The organism is Duganella guangzhouensis, from assembly GCF_009674535.1.
Taxonomy (GTDB): Bacteria; Pseudomonadota; Gammaproteobacteria; order Burkholderiales; family Burkholderiaceae_D; genus Rugamonas; species Rugamonas guangzhouensis.
Genome location: NZ_WKJK01000008.1, coordinates 59,677 through 76,059, shown reverse-complemented (window position 1 = coordinate 76,059; position 16,383 = coordinate 59,677). Strand labels below are relative to the sequence as shown.

At 62.7% G+C, this 16,383-nt stretch carries 16 protein-coding genes; 9 read left to right on the top strand and 7 right to left on the bottom strand.

Going from position 1 to position 16,383, the window contains the following annotated elements; all coding sequences use genetic code 11:
- The first annotated feature begins 183 nt into the window (after nt 1–183).
- The 7 genes from xapA (at nt 184) to GJ699_RS16265 (ending at nt 8,655) form a co-directional block, all read left to right on the top strand.
- Entirely contained in the window at nt 184–1,023 is an 840-nt protein-coding gene (gene xapA, locus GJ699_RS16295) for a xanthosine phosphorylase (RefSeq protein WP_154378086.1), read from the top strand.
- 52 nt (nt 1,024–1,075) lie between these two features.
- Nucleotides 1,076–2,269: a phosphopentomutase gene (locus tag GJ699_RS16290; protein ID WP_154378084.1), complete on the top strand. Its 1,194-nt coding sequence runs from the start codon at nt 1,076–1,078 to the stop codon at nt 2,267–2,269.
- Nucleotides 2,266–3,219 (top strand): deoxyribose-phosphate aldolase, encoded by a 954-nt coding sequence (gene deoC / locus GJ699_RS16285; RefSeq protein WP_154378082.1) that lies wholly within the window; start codon nt 2,266–2,268, stop codon nt 3,217–3,219. The genes GJ699_RS16290 and deoC overlap by 4 nt, the downstream gene beginning before the upstream one ends.
- 13 nt (nt 3,220–3,232) lie before the next feature.
- The gene (locus tag GJ699_RS16280; RefSeq protein WP_371867573.1) at nt 3,233–5,614 is read left to right on the top strand and encodes an aldehyde dehydrogenase family protein; all 2,382 of its coding nucleotides are present in this window, start codon (nt 3,233–3,235) and stop codon (nt 5,612–5,614) included.
- A 91-nt stretch (nt 5,615–5,705) separates the two neighbouring features.
- Complete coding sequence (deoA, locus tag GJ699_RS16275) at nt 5,706–7,031, top strand: thymidine phosphorylase (RefSeq protein WP_154378080.1); 1,326 nt, start codon at nt 5,706–5,708, stop codon at nt 7,029–7,031.
- Nucleotides 7,028–7,435: a cytidine deaminase gene (locus tag GJ699_RS16270; RefSeq protein WP_154378078.1), complete on the top strand. Its 408-nt coding sequence runs from the start codon at nt 7,028–7,030 to the stop codon at nt 7,433–7,435. Before deoA ends, GJ699_RS16270 begins: the two co-directional genes overlap by 4 nt.
- Nucleotides 7,435–8,655, top strand: a complete 1,221-nt coding sequence (locus tag GJ699_RS16265; protein ID WP_154378076.1) for a nucleoside deaminase — start codon at nt 7,435–7,437, stop codon at nt 8,653–8,655. The genes GJ699_RS16270 and GJ699_RS16265 overlap by 1 nt, the downstream gene beginning before the upstream one ends.
- On the opposite strand, the gene GJ699_RS16260 is transcribed toward GJ699_RS16265, so the two are convergent.
- From GJ699_RS16260 to GJ699_RS16240, 5 genes are all read right to left on the bottom strand, one after another.
- The gene (locus tag GJ699_RS16260) at nt 8,652–9,080 is read right to left on the bottom strand and encodes a VOC family protein (RefSeq protein ID WP_154378074.1); all 429 of its coding nucleotides are present in this window, start codon (nt 9,078–9,080) and stop codon (nt 8,652–8,654) included. The genes GJ699_RS16265 and GJ699_RS16260 overlap by 4 nt on opposite strands.
- 56 nt (nt 9,081–9,136) lie before the next feature.
- Nucleotides 9,137–9,901: a LytR/AlgR family response regulator transcription factor gene (locus GJ699_RS16255; RefSeq protein WP_154378072.1), complete on the bottom strand. Its 765-nt coding sequence runs from the start codon at nt 9,899–9,901 to the stop codon at nt 9,137–9,139.
- The gene (locus tag GJ699_RS16250; protein ID WP_154378070.1) at nt 9,898–10,827 is read right to left on the bottom strand and encodes a sensor histidine kinase; all 930 of its coding nucleotides are present in this window, start codon (nt 10,825–10,827) and stop codon (nt 9,898–9,900) included. The genes GJ699_RS16255 and GJ699_RS16250 overlap by 4 nt, the downstream gene beginning before the upstream one ends.
- Nucleotides 10,824–11,075, bottom strand: coding sequence for a hypothetical protein (locus tag GJ699_RS16245; protein ID WP_154378068.1), 252 nt, complete (start codon nt 11,073–11,075; stop codon nt 10,824–10,826). The genes GJ699_RS16250 and GJ699_RS16245 overlap by 4 nt, the downstream gene beginning before the upstream one ends.
- A gap of 101 nt (nt 11,076–11,176) precedes the next feature.
- Nucleotides 11,177–11,767, bottom strand: a complete 591-nt coding sequence (locus GJ699_RS16240) for a GNAT family N-acetyltransferase (RefSeq protein ID WP_154378066.1) — start codon at nt 11,765–11,767, stop codon at nt 11,177–11,179.
- Between the two features lie 94 nt (nt 11,768–11,861).
- On the opposite strand from GJ699_RS16240, the gene GJ699_RS16235 reads away from it, so the two are divergent.
- On the top strand, nt 11,862–12,842 hold the full coding sequence (locus GJ699_RS16235) for a choice-of-anchor A family protein (protein ID WP_229262126.1): 981 nt from the start codon (nt 11,862–11,864) through the stop codon (nt 12,840–12,842).
- Here the strand turns inward: GJ699_RS16235 and GJ699_RS16230 are convergent.
- Both GJ699_RS16230 and GJ699_RS16225 read right to left on the bottom strand, forming a co-directional pair.
- Nucleotides 12,808–13,461 carry a TetR/AcrR family transcriptional regulator gene (locus GJ699_RS16230; RefSeq protein ID WP_154378064.1) on the bottom strand — a complete coding sequence of 218 codons (654 nt, stop codon included), beginning with the start codon at nt 13,459–13,461 and terminating at the stop codon, nt 12,808–12,810. The genes GJ699_RS16235 and GJ699_RS16230 overlap by 35 nt on opposite strands.
- Nucleotides 13,449–14,876 carry an aminotransferase-like domain-containing protein gene (locus GJ699_RS16225; RefSeq protein WP_154378062.1) on the bottom strand — a complete coding sequence of 476 codons (1,428 nt, stop codon included), beginning with the start codon at nt 14,874–14,876 and terminating at the stop codon, nt 13,449–13,451. Before GJ699_RS16225 ends, GJ699_RS16230 begins: the two co-directional genes overlap by 13 nt.
- A 179-nt stretch (nt 14,877–15,055) precedes the next feature.
- Here GJ699_RS16225 and aptA point away from each other — a divergent pair, with 179 nt between their 5' ends.
- On the top strand, nt 15,056–16,372 hold the full coding sequence (gene aptA / locus GJ699_RS16220) for an omega-aminotransferase AptA (RefSeq protein ID WP_154378060.1): 1,317 nt from the start codon (nt 15,056–15,058) through the stop codon (nt 16,370–16,372).
- Nucleotides 16,373–16,383: the final 11 nt, after the last annotated feature.

The window sequence follows — 16,383 nt, the reverse complement described above, 5'->3', positions numbered from 1 at the left end:
TGGTAAACATTTGTCTGAATGCGGTCAATGGCTGCGCTGCGGCTCAGTTTTCTGTCGTTTATAATACGCCTGATTTATATGTGATTTGTATAAATGGATAAGAAAAATGGTATTTGCCATACATATGGACGATGATGCATAGTGTCAGCTTCCCCAGTCACATCAAAAATATTCGAGGATTTCATGTCTAATAATTCCCCATTTCAGGCCGCCGACATTATTCGCTCCCGTCTTCCAGAAGGCTTCAAGCCGCGTGTAGCGATGATTCTTGGTTCCGGTCTGGGCGTGCTGGCGGAACAAATGACCGACGCGATCACCATTGGCTACGATCAGCTGCCGGGCTTCCCGATCTCCACCGTGCACGGCCATGCCGGCGAGCTGGTGATCGGCACCTTGGCGGGCGTGCAGGTGGTGTGCATGAAGGGCCGCGGCCACGTCTACGAAGGCTATGGCCTGGGCGTGATGACCAGCGCCGTGCGCACCATGAAGCTGCTGGGCTGCGAAATGCTGTTCGTGACCAATGCGGCCGGTTCGCTGCGCACTGAAGTGGACGCCGGTTCGCTGGTGGCGCTGACCGACCATATCAACTTCCTGCCGGGCACCCCGATGATGGGCCCGAACGATGAGCGTTTCGGTCCGCGCTTCTTCAGCATGGCCAATGCCTACGACGCCGAACTGCGCGCGCTGCTGCAAGCGTCGGCCAAAGAGAAAAACGTGACGCTGCATGAAGGCGTGTACATCGCCTACGCCGGTCCTAACTTTGAAACGCCTGCGGAAATCCGCGCCTTCAAGACGCTGGGCGCGGACGTGGTGGGCATGTCGGTGGTGCCGGAAGTGGTGTCGGCGCGTCACTGCGGTTTGAAAGTGGTGGGCGTATCGGCCATCACCAATCTGGCCGAAGGCTTGTCGCCGTTCCCGCTGTCGCATGAACAGACCCTGAAGTACGCTGCCGTTGCGGCGACTTCGCTGGTTGAAGTGATCCTGGGCTTCCTGGGCAATGTAGCGAAAACGCCGCAGGCTTAAGGAACCAAACAGGGTCGGCTAGTCCGCCCTTTTGCTTTTTAGGAGTCTCGTTATGAAACGCGCATTTATCCTGCTGCTCGATTCGTTTGGTCTGGGCGCCACGCCCGACGCGGCGAAGTACAACGACGCCGGCGCCAACACCTTCGGCCACATCGCCGAGCAAGTCGCCAAGAGCGGCAAGCCGATGTCGCTGCCGACCATGGAAAACCTGGGCCTGACCGCCGCCGCGCATCTGGCCAGCGGCGAATGGGCCACCGGCTTCACCCAACGCGAAGGCTTCACCGCCGCCTACGGCGCCGCGCGCGAACGTTCGACCGGCAAGGACACCCAGTCCGGCCACTGGGAAATCGCCGGCGTGCCGGTGGAATTCGACTGGGGCTACTTCCCGAAAACCGTGCCATCGTTCCCGGCCGAGTTGACCGCCAAGCTGCAGGAACTGACCGGCGTGCCGGGCTTCCTCGGCGATTGCCACGCCTCGGGCACCGAAATTATCAACAAGCACGGCGACGAGCATGTCGCCAGCGGCAAGCCGATTATCTACACCTCCGCCGACTCGGTGCTGCAGATCGCCGCGCACGAAGAATCGTTCGGTCTGGAGCGCCTGTATGAAGTGTGCGAGATCGCCTTCAAACTGGTGGAGCCGTACAACATCGGCCGCGTGATCGCGCGTCCGTTCGTCGGCGCCAACGGCAATTACACCCGCACCACCAACCGTCACGACTATGCGGTCGCCCCGCCAGCGCCTACGCTGCTGGACCACGTGAAGAACGATGGCGGCGAAGTGATCGCGCTGGGTAAAATCAGCGACATCTTCGCCACACAAGGCGTATCGCGCGTGGTCAAGGGCAAGGACAATATGGCGCTGTTCGACGCGCTGCTGAAAGTGGCCGACGAAGCCGGCGACAAATCGCTGACCTTCGTGAACTTTGTCGACTTCGACCAGGCTTTCGGTCATCGCCGCGACGTCAATGGCTATTCGAACGCGCTGCATGAAATGGATGCGCGCCTGCCGGAATTCATCGCCAAGCTGCAACCGGACGATCTGGTGGTGATCACCGCCGACCATGGCTGCGATCCGACCTGGCCAGGCTCCGACCATACCCGCGAACACATCCCGATGATCTTCTTCGGTCCGAAGGTGCAAGCGCAATCGCTGGGCATTTCCGAATCCTTCTCCGACATCGGCCAGACCCTGGCCCATCACCTCGGCGTCAAGCCACTTTCGAACGGAAGCAATCTGTTATGAGCGACTTCAAGCGCAATGAAGCGGTCCCGCTGGACCTCAGCTGGATTAATCACATCCGCGTTAATAAATCGGCCTCGGACCGCCGCGCCGCCAGCCTGGCGAACCGCCGCACGGTGAAGAAGGAATACCAGGCCGCGTGGCTGGTCAAGGCCATCGGCCTGATCGACCTGACCACGCTGTCCGGCGACGACACTCCTGGCCGCGTCGAGCGCCTGTGCCGCAAGGCGCTGCGTCCGCTGCGCGCCGATCTGGTGGAGGCACTGGGCCTGCAGGACGTCAACCTGGCCACCGGCGCCGTCTGCGTGTATCACGAGATGATCAAGCCGGCGGTGGAAGTGCTGCAAGGCCGGTTGCCGATCGCCGCCGTGTCGACCGGCTTCCCGGCCGGCCTGACCAGCATGGAAACCAAGGTGCGCGAGATCGAACTGTCGGTGGCCGCTGGCGCGACCGAGATCGATATCGTCATCACCCGCCAGCACGTCCTGACCGGCAACTGGCAAGCGCTGTACGACGAGATGCTGGCTTACCGCAAAGCTTGCGGCGAAGCGCACGTCAAAGCGATTCTGGCGACCGGTGAACTGGTCACGCTGGAAAACGTGGCCAAGGCATCGTGGGTGTGCATGATGGCCGGCGCGGACTTCATCAAGACCTCGACCGGTAAAGAGTCGGTCAACGCCACCATCCCGGTGTCGCTGACCATGGTGCGCGCGATTCGCGACTACCACGAGCAGACCGGCTTCAAGATCGGCTACAAGCCTGCGGGCGGCGTCAGCACGGCCAAGGCCGCGCTGCAGTACCTGTCCCTGATGAAGGAAGAACTGGGCAACGAGTGGCTGGAACCGCATCTGTTCCGCATCGGCGCATCGAGCCTGCTGACCGACATCGAACGTCAGCTCGAACATTACGTGACCGGCGCCTACTCGGCCGCTCACCGCCACGCGCAACCTTAATTACGGACACGTCATGCCATCAATTAAAGAGATCCTGAATACTATGGAATACGGCCCAGCACCGGAAAGCACCAAAGAAGCGCAAGCGTGGCTGGAACAACGTGGCCGTCAATTCGGCCTGTTTATCAACAACGAGTGGAGCGCGGCCGGTGAGCTGTTCGCCTCCATCAATCCGGCCGATGGCAGCAAGCTGGCCGACCTGACCCAGGGCAGCGCCGAAGACGTCGACCGCGCCGTCGCCGCCGCGCGTGCCGCGCAACCGGGCTGGCAAGCACTGGGCGGCCATGGCCGCGCCAAGATCATGTACGCGATCGCGCGCCTGATGCAAAAGCACGCGCGCCTGTTCGCGGTGCTGGAAACGCTAGACAACGGCAAGACCATCCGCGAAACCCGCGATGTCGATCTGCCGCTGGTGGCACGCCACTTCTACCATCACGCTGGCTGGGCGCAGCTGCAAGCCGAAGAATTCGCCGACTACCGCGCCGTGGGTGTGGTCGGCCAGATCGTGCCGTGGAACTTCCCGCTGCTGATGCTGGCGTGGAAAATCGCGCCGGCGCTGGCCGCCGGTAACACCGTGGTCTTCAAGCCGGCCGAATTCACCTCGCTGACCGCGATGCTGTTCGCCGACATCTGCGTGCAGGCTGGCGTGCCGGCCGGTGTGGTCAACATCATCACCGGCGATGGCCGCGTGGGTGAAGCCATCGTCAAGCACGCGGGCATCGACAAGCTGGCCTTCACCGGTTCGACCGAAGTCGGTCGTTTGATCCGCGAAGCCACCGCCGGCAGCGGCAAGAAGCTGTCGCTGGAACTGGGCGGCAAGTCGCCGTTCATCGTATTCGAAGATGCTGACCTGGATGCCGCGATTGAGGGCCTGGTCGATTCGATCTGGTTCAATCAGGGCCAGGTGTGCTGCGCCGGTTCGCGCCTGCTGGTGCAGGAATCGGTGCAGGATAAATTCCTGACCAAGCTGCGTGCCCGCATGGACAAGCTGACCCTCGGCTCGCCGCTGGAAAAATCGATCGACATCGGCGCGCTGGTCGACCCGGTGCAGAAGCAGCGTATTGAAGGTCTGGTGCAATCGGCGCGCGACGAAGGCTGCACCGTGTACCAGCCAGCGTGCGAACTGCCAGCCGATGGCTCGTGGTTCCCGCCAACCCTGATCACCGGCGCCTCGACCGCCGCCGCCGTGGCGCAGGCCGAGATCTTTGGCCCGGTGCTGGTGGCGATGAGCTTCCGCACTCCGCCGGAAGCGGTACAACTGGCGAACAACACCGTGTACGGCCTGGCTGCTTGCGTGTGGACCGAGAATATTTCGCTGGCGCTGGACGTCGCGCCTGCGATCAAGGCTGGCGTGGTGTGGATTAACACCGCCAATCAGTTCGACGCCGCTTGCGGCTTCGGTGGCTACCGCGAATCCGGCTACGGCCGTGAAGGCGGCCGCGAAGGCATGTACGAGTACATGACGGCACTGTCGGAAGATGCGCGTCCGGCCGCACCGCTGGTCGAGCCGAAAGCCAAGGCGAAAGCCGCACCGTCGACCGGCGGCGCTTTCGCCATCGACCGTACCGCCAAGCTGTACATCGGCGGCAAACAAGCCCGCCCTGACGGCGCCTACAGCCGTGCGATCCACGGTGCCGATGGCGCCTTCATCGCCGAAGTGGGCGAGGGCAGCCGCAAGGACATCCGCAACGCCGTGGAAGCCGCGCACAAAGCCGGCGGCTGGACCAAGGCCACCGCGCATAATCGCGCACAGGTGCTGTACTACATCGCTGAAAACCTGGCCGCGCGCGGCGAGGAATTCGCCGCCCGCATCGCCGCCATGACCGGCACCAAGAACGCCGAGAAGGAAGTGCAGGCGTCGATCGAGCGTCTGTTCTACTACGCCGCGTGGGCCGACAAGTACGACGGCCTGGCGCATCAGCCGCCGATGCACGGCATTACCGTGGCGCTGAATGAGCCGCTGGGTGTGATTGGTATCGTGTGCCCGAACGAGGCGCCGCTGCTGGGCTTCATCTCGCTGGTGGCGCCGGCGATCGCGCTGGGTAACCGCGTGGTGGTGGTGCCGTCGGAAGCGCATCCGCTGTCGGCTACCGATCTGTATCAGGTGTTCGATACGTCGGATCTGCCGGGCGGTGTGGTCAATATCGTTACCGGTTCGGCCGACGAGTTGGCGCGCACGCTGGCGACCCATGGCGATATCGATGCGGTATGGCGTCACGACGGTTCGGCCGAAGGCTGTGCTGAAGTGGAGCGCCTGTCGGCGGCGACGCTGAAGCGGACCTGGGTCGGTGGCGCCAAAGGCCGCGACTGGTACAGCACCGCGCAGTCGGGCGGTCGTGCCGTGTTGGCGCAGGCATCGCAAGTGAAAAACATCTGGATTCCGTACGGCGTTTAATCGCGCTGCGGGACGGCGAGGGCCGGCGCTCCGATTTTCGGGCGCCGGCCCATCGCACTTAAAAAATACCTCGATTTAAACGGAGCATTCCATGTCCTACCTACCTCAAGAGATCATCCGCAAAAAGCGCGACGGCGGCATTCTGTCGGCCGAAGAGATCCAGTTCTTCGTTGGCGGCATCACCTCGGGCCGCGTGACCGAAAGCCAGATCGCCGCGCTGGCGATGGCGGTCTACTTCAACGACATGAGCATGGACGAACGCGTCGCCTTCACGCTGGCCATGCGCGATTCCGGCGAAGTGCTGGACTGGCGCTCGCTGGACCTGAACGGCCCGGTGGTCGACAAGCACTCCACCGGCGGCGTCGGTGACGTGGTGTCGCTGCTGCTCGGCCCTATGGTGGCGGCTTGTGGCGGCTATGTGCCGATGATTTCCGGCCGTGGCCTGGGCCACACCGGCGGCACGCTGGACAAGTTCGATTCCATCCCTGGCTACACCACGGTGCCGGACAATGCGCTGTTCCGCAAGGTGGTGAAGGAAGTCGGCGTCGCCATCATCGGCCAGACTTCGTCGCTGGCACCGTCGGACAAGATCTTCTACGGCGTGCGCGACGTGACCGCGACGGTGGAGTCGGTGGCCATGATTACCGGCTCGATCCTGTCGAAAAAACTGTCGGCCGGCCTGGATGCGCTGGCGATGGACGTCAAGGTTGGCAGCGGCGCGTTCATGCCGACTTACGAGAAATCGGTGGAGCTGGCGGACAGCATCGTCAAGGTCGGCAATGGCGCCGGCATGATGACCTCGGCCATCCTGACCGACATGAACGAATCGCTGGCACCGTATGCCGGTAACGCGGTTGAAGTGCGCGGCGCGATCGACTACCTGAGTGGCAAGTCGCGTCCAGCGCGTCTGCACGAAGTGACCATGGCGCTGTGCGCCGAGATGCTGGTGCTGGGCAAGCTGGCCGCCACCGAAGAAGAAGCGCGCGCCAAGCTGCAGGCATCGCTGGACAGCGGCGAAGCGGCCGAGCGCTTCGCGCGCATGGTGGTGGCGCTGGGCGGTCCTGCCGATCTGATGGACAATCCGGACAAGTACCTGGAACGTTCGCCGATCATCGTACCGGCGCCTGCGCTGACGTCGGGTTATGCCGCGTCGACCAACTGCCGCGATATCGGCCTGGCGGTGGTATCGCTGGGTGGTGGCCGTCGCCGTGCCGCCGATCCGATCGACTTCGCGGTCGGTCTGACCGATCTGGCTGGCCTGGGCGACAAGATCGAAGCCGGCCAGCCGCTGGCGATGGTGCACGCGCGCACCCAGCAAGCGGCCGAGCAGGCGATCCGCGAAATCCAGGCGGCTTACCAGATCACCGATGCAGCACCTGCTGCCAACCCTGTCATCTATCGCACGATCCGTCCATGAATAAACAAGAACTGATCGCCGAAGCCGCCGCCGCGCGGTTGAAGGCTTACACGCCGTACTCCAACTTCAAGGTCGGCGCCGCGCTGCTGACCAACGATGGCAAGGTGTTCCACGGCTGTAACGTGGAAAACGCGTCCTATGGCCTGTGCAACTGCGCCGAGCGCACCGCCTTCTTCAGCGCTTTCGCCCACGGCTACAAGCAGGGCGATTTCGCCCATCTGGTGGTGATCGGCGAAACCGATGGTCCGATCGCGCCGTGCGGCGCCTGCCGCCAGGTGATCCTGGAATTGGGCGGCAATGAGCTGCCAGTCCTGCTGACCAACCTCAAAGGCGATATTTTCGAAACCACCGCCGCCGCGCAGCTGCCCAATGCATTCGGCGGCCAGGATTTGAAAAAGCAGTAATGGCACTCAAAAAGACGATTGATGTGCAGGCCGCCGTCGCGATCGCGGCATCCGAAGCGATTGCGGCCAAGACCCAGGGCACCTTCGGTGTCGGCGGCGTCATGCTCGACCAGCACGGAAACGTGCTGCAGTCGTTGCACAACAACGTCATCAAGGATGGTCTGGTGTTCGACCCCACCGCGCACGGTGAGCGCCAGTTGATCGACTGGTACTACGCCGAACGCGCCAAGGGGCGTGTGCTGCCGGAGCCACAGGACATCACCATCGTCACCTCGCTCGATCCGTGCTGCATGTGCAGCGGCGCGATTCTGGCCGGCGGCTTCAATGTGGTGGTGGCGGCGCCCGATCCGCAATCCGGCATCAACTACGATGCCAGCGCGGTGTTCGCCACGCTGCCCGAGCCCTTGCGCGCGCAGGCGGCCGACAGCTTCAGCTATCCGGCCATTCTTGGCTCCTCGCTGTACGCGCGCGCGGCGCTGGGCGCCACGCCGAAATCGTTCTTCATCGGGAAAACCATCTCTGAACCGACGCAAGCCTTGTGCGCGCTGGTGTTCGAGGCCACGTCGTCCGACGTGATGGCGCTGATTAATGCGGATCTGCCGCAGGATCAGCTGCTGGATCCGGCCACGCTGCCGGCCGACCATTTCATCGTCCACGCGCTGAAGCAGCAGTACCCGGATGCGCTGGCCTACCGCTGCACGCCGCACCAGCCGGACGCCGGCCTCGCGCCCTTCCTGCGGCAAGCGATGGCGCGCGACCGCGAACATGGCGGGGCGGGGGATGCGGTGGCCTTGCTGGATGCGTTCGGCAATCTGCTGCTGTGCATGAGCGGACGCATGACGCAGTCCGGCATCCGCAGCGCCTTCATGGAAACCGCGCGCGCCTACGCGCAACTGCGCTACAAGCTGCTGAATGGCGCCGGCGCGCAGCAGCAGACGGAAGTGCGGCGCTACCTCGGCCACTCCAAGTACGGCACTTTCGTGTTTGCCCAGGGACCGGACGCCAGCGCCATCAGCTATATGGATCTGGGTGCCTACGGCTCCACCATGGAAGGCCCGCTGCCACCCAACAATCCGACGCAACTCCAATACGTGCTGACCTCGATGCCAGCAGAGGAACTGCACACCATCTGCGCTGCCATGCCGCCGCTCTATCGCGACATCATTCAAATCCACCCCACCCAAGTCGCGGATGCCGCGCTGATTGCCGCGTTGTCTTAATCCGCGTAGGGATCGTAGGTGCCGATGCTCCAGACGTGGCCTTCGGGGTCGCTGCAGGTGAAGCCGCGGCCACCGTAGTCTTCGTCTTTGATGTCGAGCAGGATGCGGCCGCCGTTTTCCAGCACACGGCCGTAGACGTGGTCGGCATCGTTGACCACCAGGTAGGCGCTTTGGGTGACGTAGCCGCCGGTCTCGGAGGGCTGTTTCAGCAACTGGCCATATTCGCTGTCGAAAGCGGAACCAAGCATGATCATGCTGTTGCCGAAGGTGAGCTGGGCGTGGGCGATGCTGCCATCCGCGTTGGGCACCACGAACTGGACGTTAAAGCCCAGCGTGTCGCGCAGCCACACGATGGCGGCCGGCGCGTCGCGGTAACGCAGACATGGTATGACGCCGCAAAGCGTTTGCTTGGGTATGCTGGTCATCGTTCCCTCCCTTGAGTGAGAATAGCCAGTATACGCCGAGCCATCAGCGCCCTGCGTTACATTTGCTGGAATAAATGAGTGTGGCCGCGACTCACTTCCAGCAGCTCCGGGTGGTTGCGGATGCGGACCATTTGCCGTCCGCGCAGGTCGCGCGTGACTTCCTGAATGGCGTCGACCCGCACCAGCGTGGAGCGGTGGATGCGCCAGAATTCGTTTGGGTCCAGCTCGTCCGCCAGCTCTTTCAGCGTCTTGCGGATCAGCACTTCCGACTGTTCGGTTTGCACGCGGGTGTATTTTTCGTCGGCCTGGAAGAACAATACTTCGCGGGTGGAAATCATGCGCAGATTGGCGCCCACCACGGCCTGGATCCAGCGCAGGTATTCGGGCGCTGCCGCCGTCGGCTTGCTGTGGTGCGTTAGCAACTGGCTCAGCTGGCGCTCGATGTTGGACGGCTGATGGCCGATCAGCGCTTGCAGCCGGGTGCAGGTGGTTTTCAGGCGCTCGCCGCCCACCGGCTTGAGCAGATAATCCAGCGCACCCTGTTCAAACGCTTCGATCGCGTACTGGTCGTAAGCGGTGACAAACACCAGGTGGCAGCGGTTGAACAGCATGCGCGCCGCTTCAATCCCGGACAGGCCGGGCATGCGGATGTCGAGAAACACGATGTCCGGCTGGTGCTGGCCGGCCAGCGCCACGGCTTCGATGCCGTTGGCGGCTTCGGCCACAATCTCCAGCGCCGGCCACGCATCCTGCAAGCGGCTGCGCAATTGCTGGCGCATGCCTTCTTCATCGTCGGCGATCAGGGCGGTAGGGCGGCTCATTTGGGACTCGCGGCAAAAATGTCGGGGGCGTAGGGCACGCGGATGCTGGCGCGGGTGCCGCCGGTGAGCGGCGCTTCGATCACCAGCTGGGCGCGGTTGCCGTACTGGATGCGCAAGCGCTCGCGCACATTGGCCAGACCGAGGCCGTCGCCGGCAAAGTGGTTGAAGCCGATGCCGTCGTCGATCACGTCGACCTGTAGCATCTGGTTTTCCACGCTGGCGCGGAGGTCGATGCGGCCGCCGTCGATCTTCGGCTCCAGCCCGTGCTTGATGGCGTTTTCAATCAAGATCTGCAGCATCATCACCGGGAAAGTGGCGCTCAGCATCTCGTCCGGCACGTCGATCGACACCGCCAGCCGCGAGCGCATGCGGGCTTGCATGATGGCCAGGTAGGCGCGCGACATTTCGATTTGCCGGCCCAGCGTGCCGGCGCCCTTGGCGCGCATCTGCGGCAGCGTGGCGCGCAGGTAGTCGATCAGGTTCTGGTGGATGCGGGCGGCCTGCGGCGGATCGGTCTCGATCAACTGGCCGATCAGCGCCAGGGTGTTGAACAGAAAATGCGGCTCGACCTGGGCTTGCAGCGCCGCCATGCGCGCCTCCACCACGCGCCGCTCCATGCCTTCCTCGTCGGCATGCGATTCGGCGTCGCGCGCGTTCAGCTCGGCTTTGCGCTTGCCGCCGGCCAGAATCTTCAGGCCGGCCGAGACGGCGATAAACAACACCGCCTGCTTGGACAGGCCCAACGGCGTCAGGCTAAACAGCAGCAACAGCAGCCAGATCATCATCAGCTTGCGCCACTCGACCTGGGCCAGCCAGTCGAAGAAGCGCCACCACAGGGTGATGGCGGTGTCACCGATCTCGCGCACGATGTCCAGCAAGGTCTTGGCGTTGTTGTAGCCGGCCTGGGCCAGCTTATTCTTTTTCATTCAACATCCTTGTACGGCGTAGGGCGCTGGCGGCGGTTGAGGAAGCAGGCGCCGACCGCCAGCTTAATCAGCAGGAATACCACAAACAGCGTCAGGGCCAGCGGCAGGATCGAGCAAATGAAGGCCAGCACCAGCGCCGCGCCCAGCAGGGCTTGCGGCGACATGCGGCCGATCAGTCCGACGCCAAAGCGCAGCGTGCGCATGAAGGCTTCAAAGATTTCATTGAACAGGGCGCTTACTTTGTCCATTTGGTGTCTCCATAAAAGTGTTGCGATGAGGTCACTGTAACAAAGCGGCGGCAACTGCCGCAGCGGATTCCGATCAACTGCAATTTGGCGGGGCTGGCCGGTTATTGTGCCGGATGAACGGCGGCTTGCCAGTCGCGCCGCAACAGCCCGTAGATGATGCTGTCGGAGATTTCGTCGCCGACGAACCAGCGCTCGCGCAGATGGCCTTCACGCTGGAAATGCAGGCTTTGCAGCAGCCGCTCGGAGGCAATGTTATCAGGATGGATATCGGCTTGGATACGGTGCAGTTCCAGCGGACCGAAAGCGTGGCTGATGACCGCCGGTAGCGCCTCCTGCATGTAGCGTTGGCCCCAGTATGGCCGGCCCAGCATGTAGCCGATGTCGCAGCGGTGGTTGCGGCGGTCGAACTCGTACAGGGTGACGGTGCCGATCAGCGCGCCGGCCTGATCGCCGTCGCGCAGCACCAGCCCCAGGCGCAGGCTGCTGCCGTCCCGATAGCCTTGCAGCGTCTGCTCGATGTTGGCGCGGGCCTGGTCGGGATGGAGCCAGGCCACGCTGCTCCAGTAGCGCAGCGTCTCCGGGTCGCTAAACAGCGGGAACAAACTGTCGGCGTCATCGGCGGTGAGGAAGCGCAATGTCAGGCGCGGAGTATGCAGGGCGAAAGGCGCCCAGGAAGAGGGAAGATTATTCATATTAACTTGAATTGTAACAAACACCATTTTCATTGGCATGGAACAAATTTTTATATACAATACATACAATACAAATTTCCATGAGGTAATTGCCATGTCGATGAAACTCGCAGCAGCAGCCGTTACTATTGCACTCGCTTCCCTGGGAACCGCGCACGCGGCCACGTTGAACTTGGGTCTGAACGGCGCGAACGTGTTCACGTTGGGCAATTTCACCTCTTCCGGCTCGGATACCGAAGGTTCGATCATTGCTCGTGGCAATGTTACGCTGAGCAGCTACTCGGTCAATCAAAACGACAAGGATGCCTTGGGCCATTACTCGCTGATCGTTGGCGGCAATCTGAGCCTGACCAGTGGCTCGATCAATCACGGCGACACCTACGCTGGCCTGAGCAGCACCATCACCAGCGCCGGCGTCTATTCGACGCCGCAGGTAGGTGGCACCGCGCCGCTCAACCTGAACACGCTGGCCGCCTACGAGGCCGAGCGTTCGGCCGCGCTGGCGGCGGTAACGCCAACCACCAACGCCAGCGCCGTGGTGCAGTACAGCGGCCTGGTGGTGACCGGCACCGCCAGCAGCGGCAACCGGGTGGAAGTTATCGACATCACGGCCGCTCAGCTGTCGTCGATCAATAACTTCACGTTCAATAATCTGATCACCAGCACCATGGCCAGCCGCGCCACCAGCGACAGCTCGACCTATAGCACGATTATCTTCAACGTCAGCGGCACTACCGCCACGCTGAGCGGCGGTTACACCGATCTGGCGAATTACAACGTGCTGTTCAACTTCTACCAGGCGACCACGCTGACGCTGAACGGTGTCGGCCTGGAAGCCAGCGTGCTGGCGCCGTTGGCCACCGTGACCAATGGCGGCGGCCACATCACCGGCGACGTCATCGTCAAGGACTGGAATTCCGGCATCCAGATCAATAGCGGTAACGCCTTCCAGTCGGTGAACGTCACCGGCCTGACGGTCAGCGCCGTGCCGGAAGCCGATACCTACGCCATGCTGCTGACCGGCCTCGGTCTGCTGGGCTTTATCGGCCGTCGCCGCAAGGCTGCGGCACGCTAATCGCCGCCAGCACCATATCGACGATGACCTTCTCGGCATCGTCGAAATCCTTTTTGGTCAGCTGCTTGCGATTCAGCACCAGCGCCATCTGCGCCGAGAAATCGGCGTAGGACTGCGTCATCGCCCAGATGGCGAACAGCAGGTGGGTGGCGTTCAGCGGCGCCATCTTGCCCTCGCTGATCCACTGTTCAAACACCTCGATATCCTTGCGCACCAGCGGCACCACGCGGTTCTGAATCTGGCCGCCGTACAGCGGCGCGCCGCTGATCACTTCCATCGCATACACCCGCGAGGCCCACGGATTCTCGCGCGAGAATTTCAGCTTGGCTTGCACATAGGTGCGCAGCACTTCGCGCGGGTCCTGGTCGGCTGCGGCCAGCGTCTCCATGCGCGCCAGCCATTCGTCCAGCACCTCGTCCAGCACGCGCTGATACAGCGCCTGCTTGGTGGGGAAGTAGTACATCAGGTTTTGCTTGGACAGCCCGACCTTTTCCGCCACCATGGCGATCGAGGTGCCCTCGTAACCGAATTCGGCAAACACCCGCACCGCTTCGGCGGTGATCTCGGCTTCCAGCTTGTCGCGATTGAGCAGGCGACGATTGATTTTTACTGTCGACATATGTGCTTGAGGAAGGTTTGTAGTTGCGGGTGGTCTGCGTAGGCGACGTTGAAGCGGAACCAGATCGATTCCGGCGCGCGCAGCATGAAGAAGTCGCACGGCGACAACAGGATGCCGTGCTTGAGCGCCAGGTCGGCGATGATCTTGCCGTTCCATTCCGGCGTTGGCGCGTCGTGCCAGCCGGCGCTGACGAACATGCCGCCGCGCGGCCGCGCCAGCAGCGTCATGCCAATGTCGCGCAGACTGGCCATGGCGCGTTCGCGGCCGGCGTCCAGCTGCGTCACCAGCTTGTCCACCATGCGCTTGTAGGGGCGAGCGGTGATGGCGTGATAAACGGCGCGCTCGTTGATCTCGGAGGTGGTGAGGCCGGCCAGCATCTTCACCCGCAGCAGCTCCGGTATCAATGACGACGAGGCGCAGATCGAGCCGACCCGCAGCACCGGCGACAACGTCTTGGAAAAGCTGCCGACGCGGATCACGCGCCGCAAGCCATCCATGGCCGCCAGCGACGCCTCGCCGCGCGGCGCCAGCTCGCGGTAGATATCGTCCTCCACCAGCCAGAAGTCGAACTGCTCGGCCAATGCCAGCAGCCGGTGCGCCTGGGCGATGCTGAGCGAGGTGCCGAGCGGATTTTGCAGCACCGTGTTGACGAACATGAGCTTGGGCTGGGTCTGCGCCGCTTGCTGCGCCAGCGCTTCCAGATCCAGCCCCTGCTCGCCGCGCGGGATGCCGACCGGGATGCAGCCATGGTGGCGGATCAGCGACAGCAGATTGCTGTAGCCGGGATCTTCAACCAACACGGTATCGCCCGGCCGCGTCAAGGTGCGCAGCACCAGGTCGAAGGCGTGGGTGGCGCCGTGGGTCAGCAGGATCTGCTCGGCCTCGACCGGAAACAGCTCGTCGCTGAGCGTGGTGGCGAGCTGCTGGCGCAACGAGGGAAAGCCGAGCGGATGGCCATAGCCGCGCAGGCGGTTGGCCGGAATGCGCATCGCCTGGCGCACGGCATCGAGGATGGTGTCTTCGCCATACCACTCGGGCGGCAGCCAGCCGGCGCCCACCGGCAGTGCTTCCGACACGCCGGAATACAGCTCCGGCGTCAGCGCGTCGATGGCGTTGGGGATGATGTGCAGCGCGGCCGGCAGCAACGTCGCCGGCACCTCCTGGCGCGCCACGAAATAGCCGGAACCGCGCCGCGACGACAACAGGCCGAGCGTCACCAGCCGGTCGTACGACTCCACAACTGTAAAGGTAGAGATGCCATTACACTTGGCGAACTGGCGTACCGAGGGCATCTTGGTGCCCACGCGCAACTCCTTGCGGCCGACCATGGCGCTGATCGCCGTCACGATCTGATCCACCAGGCTACCCTTTTGTCTACGCTCGATAGCAATGCAGGGCCAACTTCCTTCTTCCATCCTCAACTCCAAAACTGTAGTGTTTTTGTTGCCTGTACGGTTGGACAGTTTGATGAATTGTGTATCTGTGCCATAGTTGTCCTGCTGTCTATTATTGCATCATCATTTTGCCAACTGGTAAATTTTTTTTACGGTTCGCCAAAAAATCCGAAAGCAGTTGTTTCATAGGAGAGATGTGCATGAACGAATCCCGACCAGAATCGATGGCGTCCTTCTGGATGCCCTTTACCAATAACCGCGACTTCAAGGCGCACCCGCGCCTGCTGGTGTCGGCCGAAGGCATGTATTACAAGGACGTGGACGGCCGCAGCATCCTGGACGGCACCGCCGGCCTGTGGTGCGTGCCGTGCGGTCACGCGCAGCCGAAAATCGTCGCCGCCGTGCGCGAGATGGTGGGGCAGCTGGACTTCGCGCCGACCTTCCAGATGGGCCATCCGGCCGCCTTCGATCTGGCCGAAAAGCTGATGGAGTACACCAACCACAAGTTCGGTCATGTGTTCTACACCAACTCCGGCTCCGAGTCGGTCGATACCGCGCTGAAGATCGCGCTGGCGTATCACAAGGCGCGCGGCGAGGCTAGCCGCACCCGCTTCATCGGCCGCGAACGCGGTTACCACGGCGTCGGCTTCGGCGGCATCTCGGTGGGCGGCATCGCCGGCAACCGCAAGCCGTATGGCGTTATGTTGCCGGGCGTGGACCATCTGCCGCATACCCACAATCTGGAGAAGAACGCCTACACGCGCGGCGAGCCGGAACACGGCGCCAATCTGGCCGATGAACTGGAACGCATTGTCACGCTGCACGACGCGTCGACCATCGCGGCGGTGATCGTCGAGCCGGTGGCCGGTTCCACCGGCGTGCTGATTCCACCCAAGGGTTATCTGAAGCGCTTGCGCGAGCTGTGCACCAAGCACGGCATCCTGCTGATCTTCGATGAAGTGATCACCGGCTTTGGCCGCATGACCACGCCGTTCGCGGCCGACTATTTCGACGTCGAGCCGGACATGATGACGACGGCGAAAGGGCTCACCAACGGCACCATTCCGATGGGCGCGGTATTCAGCAAACAGCATATCCACGACGCCTTCATGGATGCGCCGGCCGGGATTGAGCTGTTCCACGGTTATACCTATTCCGGCCATCCGGTGGCCTGCGCCGCATCGCTGGCAACGCTGGAAGTCTTCAAAGAACAAAAGATCCTCGAACACGCGGCCGGCATCGCCGCGTACTGGGCCGACGCCGTGCATTCGCTGCAAGGACTGCCGCATGTGATCGACATCCGTACCATCGGTCTGATCGCCGGCATCGAGCTGGCGCCGATCGCCGGCAAGCCTGGCGCGCGCGCGTTCGCGGCGTTCAAGAAGGCTTTCGCGGACGGCATTCTGATTCGCGTTACCGGCGACATCATCGCGTTGTCGCCACCGCTGGTGCTGGAGAAAAAACACATCGATGAACTGTTTGGAAAGTTGAGGGATGTGCTTAAAAACCTGGATTAAATAAAGGAGAC